The organism is Streptomyces sp. NPDC059866 (assembly GCF_042731325.1).
In the GTDB taxonomy this organism is placed as follows: Bacteria; Actinomycetota; Actinomycetes; order Streptomycetales; family Streptomycetaceae; genus Streptomyces; species Streptomyces flavusporus.
The window spans coordinates 1-5,751 of sequence record NZ_JBHWJT010000100.1 but is presented as its reverse complement, the minus strand read 5'-3'; the positions used below and the strand labels follow the sequence as shown (position 1 = coordinate 5,751).

5 protein-coding genes and 1 pseudogene are annotated in these 5,751 nt (G+C 67.4%); all 6 read left to right on the top strand.

Going from position 1 to position 5,751, the window contains the following annotated elements:
• Positions 1–89: pseudogene (locus tag ACFV7R_RS46540) on the top strand (IS200/IS605 family transposase); the annotation flags it as partial.
• Between the two features lie 720 nt (positions 90–809).
• Positions 810–1,391 (top strand): TetR/AcrR family transcriptional regulator, encoded by a 582-nt coding sequence (locus tag ACFV7R_RS46535; protein ID WP_385276737.1) that lies wholly within the window; start codon positions 810–812, stop codon positions 1,389–1,391.
• 335 nt (positions 1,392–1,726) lie between these two features.
• On the top strand, positions 1,727–1,867 hold the full coding sequence (locus tag ACFV7R_RS46530) for a hypothetical protein (RefSeq protein ID WP_385276734.1): 141 nt from the start codon (positions 1,727–1,729) through the stop codon (positions 1,865–1,867).
• A 109-nt stretch (positions 1,868–1,976) separates the two neighbouring features.
• Complete coding sequence (locus ACFV7R_RS46525; RefSeq protein WP_385276731.1) at positions 1,977–3,461, top strand: MFS transporter; 1,485 nt, start codon at positions 1,977–1,979, stop codon at positions 3,459–3,461.
• 509 nt (positions 3,462–3,970) lie between these two features.
• Positions 3,971–4,324, top strand: a complete 354-nt coding sequence (locus ACFV7R_RS46520) for a transposase (RefSeq protein ID WP_385276728.1) — start codon at positions 3,971–3,973, stop codon at positions 4,322–4,324.
• A 138-nt stretch (positions 4,325–4,462) separates the two neighbouring features.
• Positions 4,463–5,605, top strand: coding sequence for an IS110 family transposase (locus ACFV7R_RS46515; protein ID WP_385276725.1), 1,143 nt, complete (start codon positions 4,463–4,465; stop codon positions 5,603–5,605).
• The last annotated feature ends 146 nt before the right edge of the window (positions 5,606–5,751 follow it).

Here is a 5,751-nt window from a genome sequence, read left to right as displayed (position 1 = left end):
GGTCACCCTCGTACTTCTCCGCATCGTGCGGCGGAGCACCGTTGGCGATCGTCCGCCAGTACATCGAGCAGCAACAACGTCCGCTCTGACGTGCAGGTCAGAGCAGCCTTGAGATGCATTCATCCCCGGCGTGAACGCCGGGGCTTTCTGCAAGAGTCCCGGTAAACAATGGCGACAAAGGCACCCAGCTCCCGCACAGCGCGTTCGAGAGCGCCTGCGAATAGTTGGTCCTGGCGTAGGTCGGCAATCACGGCATGGTCCGCCCGTGGTCGGTTGATCGAGCACCGTACGACTTCCATGATGGAGCCCGGGACGCGGCCGGGCGAGACAGGGAGCCGGGCGAGCTCTCGATGACCGGTCCACGCGGTCGTACTGCATGCCTGATCGGGGACGAGTGGAAGTGCGGGTTGGCTGCCTGTGCGGCGGCCGAGCCGGGGGCGGCCGGCAGAGCGACCCAGATCGCGGTCCAGCGGCGCCGTGAGAAGTCCTTGACGCGAGGAGGACACGGCCCCGGCCTGTAGGTCACACCCCGTCCCGGCCTTCGCACATGCCCCGACGACCTGCTGTAGGAGCGTCCGGACCTCGGGCCGGTGGCGACCGACGGCTGGCGTCGCATCTCGTTTGAGCGATCTCGAACTGTCACTCTCGCCGTGACGCCGTGCCCTGCTCATCAGACCTTGGAGACCAGATGTCCGTCCCACCCGCGCCCGCCCAAGGCCTATCTTGCTTCAGCCGGCGATGACCAGCGGCTCCGCAAGGCTCTCCACATTTATTTGCCGATCGTTCCATCAATAGGTACGGTCGGTTGTATGGCACGCACTCGCGAGTTCGACACCGAAGCCGCCGTCACCGCGGCGATGCAGGCGTTCCGGCGTACCGGGTACGGTGGCACCTCCGTGCGTGACCTGGCGAAGGCCATGGAGATCGGCAGTGGTTCGATCTATGCGGCCTTCGGCAGCAAGGAAGGTCTCTACCTGGCTGCACTGGACTTGTACCGGCGGCACTACGCGCTGCCGTTCATCGAGATGCTGCGCGCCGGCGGTGACGCGCGGGAGACGATCCGTGCGGCTTTCGCGGCAGTGATCGACGAAGTGACCTGCGGTCCCGGCCAGGCGTCATGTCTGATTGTGGGGGCGGCGATGGAGCGTGCGCACAGCGATGCGCAGGTGGCCGAGCGGCTTCGCGCAACGACGCAGCTGCTTGAGCTCACACTCTTCGAGGCCATTGCCGAGGCCCAAGGACGGGGCGAGATCCCGGCCGACCGGAGCGCCGCAGACCTCGCCGGATTCCTCGCCATGACCTTCCAGGGCCTGCGGGTCATGGGTGCCATAAATCCGGATCGGGCCGCGCTGACGCGGACCGCGGACGTCGCCCTGAACTGCCTTCGCTGAGCGCGCAGCGCCGGGTTCCGACCGGTCCTGGCGCCGCGTGACAGCACAACATCTTTATGCGTGCTTAATTTAACGATCGTTCGAGTTAGAATGGAGGTGGGCATGACCCGGTTCGGCGGAGGGGCCAGTACAGGGCCTCCACCTACACATCCCCGCGATCACGGCGTCGCCGGCGTTCTAACTCCGCAACGTCAGCACATCGCGGCAGGGTTCGGCGCGGACCGCCGCAGCCGCGTACAACGACCGTGAGAGCCCCTGATGCAAGTCGCCAATTCCCTCCTGGCCGGCGGCTGGGGCGCGGACACCGCTGTCCGCACCCTCCGGGTACCAGAGTCGTGCGTGGTGACGACGCGCCCGCCGACCTCGGTCACTCCATGGGCGGCAACGGCGCCCGCCTGTCCTCCCGGCTCGCCCGGGACCTGGGCCGCTGGCGCCAGCATGGTGCCCGACGCCATGCCCTGTCCCGGCGCGCCTGACCGACGCCATCGAGCGCGCCCGCACCACCGGCACGGCGCAAACCTTCCATTGACGTAGCCCGGCTGAAAAAGCCTGGCCGACAACCGACACCTCCAAGGAATGCCAGTCATGTCCCAAGACGTCCACCATCCCGACCCCCGGCGCTGGTTGGCCCTGCTGTTCATCGCCATCGCGCAGCTGATGGTCTTCCTCGACGGGGCGATCATGAACATCGCTCTGCCGTCCGCTCAGCATGACCTGCACTTCACCGACGGCGGCCGGCAATGGGTCATCACCGCCTATGGCCTGGCTTTCGGTGGTCTGCTCATTCTGGGCGGGCGCCTGGGCGACCTCTGGGGCCGCAAGCGGGTGTTCGTCATCGGACTGGTCGGCTTCGCTCTGGCCTCGGGGCTCGGCGGTGCGGCGCAGAATCTGCCCACGCTCCTCACTGCCCGTGCCCTTCAGGGTGTGTTCGGCGCGCTCCTCGCTCCTGCCGCCCTGGCGCTGATCTCCTTGGCGTTCACCGACGCCAGGGAGCGCGCCAAGGCTTTCGGCGTCTACGGCGCCATAGCCACCGCGGGCGGCGCCCTGGGCCTGCTGCTCGGCGGGTTCTTCACCGAGTACGCCGACTGGCGCTGGGGGTTCTACATCAACCTCCCCATTGCGGCCATCGGGATCATCGGTGTCCTGACCGTGGTGCGCGACCCCGGCGCGCACGCGGATCGTGGCCGGCTGGACGTGCCGGGGGCCATCCTGGCCAGCGGCGGCGCAGTCGCCCTGGTGTTCGGCTTCGCCAAGGCGGAGAGCGACGGCTGGGGTGCGGGCGTGACCATCGGCATGTTCGTCCTGTCCGCCCTCCTGCTGGCGGCCTTCGTCCTGCTTGAGGCCAAGGTGACGTCACCGCTGCTGCCGCTACGCGTCCTCGCCGAACGAAATCGCGCGGGCTCCTATCTCTCCCTGGCGTTGTCAGTCATGTCCATGTTCGGCATGTTTCTTTTCCTCAGCTACTACTTCCAGTTGGTGAAGGGATACACACCGGTGCAGAGCGGAGCGGCCTTCATTCCGATGGCCGCCGCGCAGGCCATCGGCTCCACACAGATCGGTGCCCGCCTCGCGCACTGGGTCCGCCCCGGCCTGCTGATGGGCGCCGGATACGCGGTGTCCGGTATCGGTGTGCTGATGCTCGCGCTGCTTGACCTCGGTTCCTCGTTCGGGTACATCGCAGCGGCCGAGATAGTGGTGGGCGTCGGTATCGGCACGGCGTTCATGCCCGCCTTCAGCCTGGGCGCCCACGGTGTCGAACCGCGCGATGTCGGGGTCGCCTCTGCCATGACCAACACCTCGCAGCAGATGGGCGGCTCCATCGGCACCGCGCTGCTCAACACCATCGCCGCGAGCGCCACCACCGGATACGTCGCCTCCCACCACGGCTCCGCCTCCCTCACCAACCTGTCGCTGATGCACGGCTACTCCGTTGCCTACTGGTGGGGCACCGGATTCCTCGCCGCCGCCGCATTGGTCGCGTTCTTCGCCGTCAATGCGGGCAATCCGAAGCACCAGCCGAAGGTCGCGGCCAGGAGCGCGGATACCTCGGAACTTCAGCACGCAGAGTGACGAGAACTGGGCCGGGGGCGCGCCGCGCCCCCGGCCCTGCCGAACTGTAGAAAGTGTCCTGACTCCTGCACCGGATACGAACTCGACACTCGCATCCTTGCAGGTCAGCGGCACCTTTCTGTTGTCAGGGCGTCAGTCGCCCAATTCCGCTGAATAGCCGGGTTGACGTACGCCGGTTGAAGGGTGGATGGCGCTTCACGCGCGGTGACGGCCACGGAGTCGCTGACGGCCTCCAGACCGGCAGCGTGCGAGACAACGGGCTCGTATCCGAGCTCGGCTACGGCCTTGTCCGTCCGCAGGATGCACGGCTGCCCGAGGAATCACCGAGCGGGAACGGGGACCTCGCGGGCGGCGGTCTCGGCGTCCAGGTCGGGGATCGGGAGATCAGCGTCCTTCGCGGCGCTGTGCGGGGTCAGCCCTGTCGGGCGTTCCTTGGGCTTGATCCGCTTTGACGGACATCGGAGATCAGGGGCTTCGGCCTTGGAAGGATGATGTCCATCATGGAGAGCATGGGGAAGAAGAAGCCGCGTCCTCGCCGCTCGTTCACGCCGGAGTTCAAGGCTGAGATCGTCGAGTTGTGCCGACGGGGTGACCGCTCGGTCGGTCAGGTCGCCAAGGACTTCGACCTGACCGAGACCGCGGTGCGCGATTGGGTCAAGCAGGCCGAGGTCGACAACGGGGAGCGTGACGGGCTGACCAGCAGCGAACGCGAGGAACTGGCCCAACTGCGGCGGGAGAACCGCCGCCTGCGGGAGGACGTGGAGATCCTCAAGCGGGCCACGGCTTTCTTCGCGTCAATGTCAGGCTGTTGGCGATCGGCGGGTGGGCGCGGGCCGAAGCCGCCTTTGGTGGTTGGTCCTTGATGTGCCGCCCTCCGGTGGCAGGATCCTGTCGACCGGTGGGCTGGCTCGTTTCTTCGCTGCCCCGTACGGCGGTGGCTTGTCGGCGATGTGCCGCCCGCCGGTCGCAGGCCGTCCGGTGTGGTGTGGCTTGATAGGAGCGTGCCGCTGGCCCGATTGAGGCGTGCCCCCGGCACCGGACGATCACCTGAGCATCCGGCATCGTCGCAGGGAGGCACGTTGATCGTCGTTGGGATAGACGGACACAAGAACACGCACACGCTGGTGGCGGTCGATCCGCTGGGAAAGCGGCTGGCAGAACTGACCGTGGCAGCCAGACCTGCTGGCCATCTCAAGGCGCTGGCCTGGCTGCACGGCTTCGGTTCGGTACTGGTAGCAGTCGAGGACTGCCGCCACTTGACGCGGCGGTTCGAGGCCGACCTGCTCAACAGTGGACACGCGGTGGTACGGGTGCACACCCGGCTGATGGCCGGCGTACGACGCTCGGCCCGGGAGCGCGGGAAGTCCGACCCGATCGACGCCGAGGCGGTGGCCCGGGTCGCTCTGCGCGAGCCCGACCTGCCCAAGGCATGCCTGGATGGGCCAAGCCGGGACATCAAACTGTTGGTCGACCACCGGCGCACGCTGGTGGCCCAGCGCACCGCGATCGGTAACAAGCTGCGCTGGTTCTTGCACGAGCTCGACCCGGAGCTGGCCGTCGCCTCTCGTGGCCTGCGCCGTCTGTGCATCCTGGACCACCTGGCCCAAGCCTTGATCCAGCATCCCGGGACGCTCGCGGCCATCGCTGCCGAACTGGTCGCGGACTGCCGCCGTCTCTCGGAACGCATCAACGCGCTGGAGAGCCAGATCCGTCGTTTGGTCGCCGCCCGAGCACCGCATCTGCTGGCGATCCCCGGCTGCGGCGTTCTGGGTGCCGCGGTCATCATCGGAGAGGCCGCCGACGCCACTCGGTTCGTCTCCAAGGCGGCCTTCGCCCGGTTCAACGGCACTGCCCCGATCCCCGTCTGGTCAGGCAACAAGGTCCGCGTTCGGCTCAACCGAGGCGGCAATCGCACCGTCAACCATGCTCTCCACATGATCGCCGTGACCCAGGTGCGAGGCGACGGCGAAGGCGCGACCTACTTCGCCAAGCAACTCACCATCGGCAAGACCAAGACGGAGGCCCTGCGTTTGCTGCGGCGTCGCATCTCCGACCGCGTCTACCGGGCCTTGCTCGCCGACCAAGCCGACCTCGGCCAACCCCTCAACCCGCCACCCCCAACGCCCGTGAGCCTGGCTGCTTGACATAGGAGTCGACCGTTCACCTGCGGTGACGCCCCGCAGGCGTGAAAATCAGTGCAGGGGCTGTCCGCCGACGCCGCTTGATGTTTGGGCTGTGAGCCCGCATAGGAGTCTGGTGAGGGAGCCGTCCGAGGGGGCCGCACACTGTC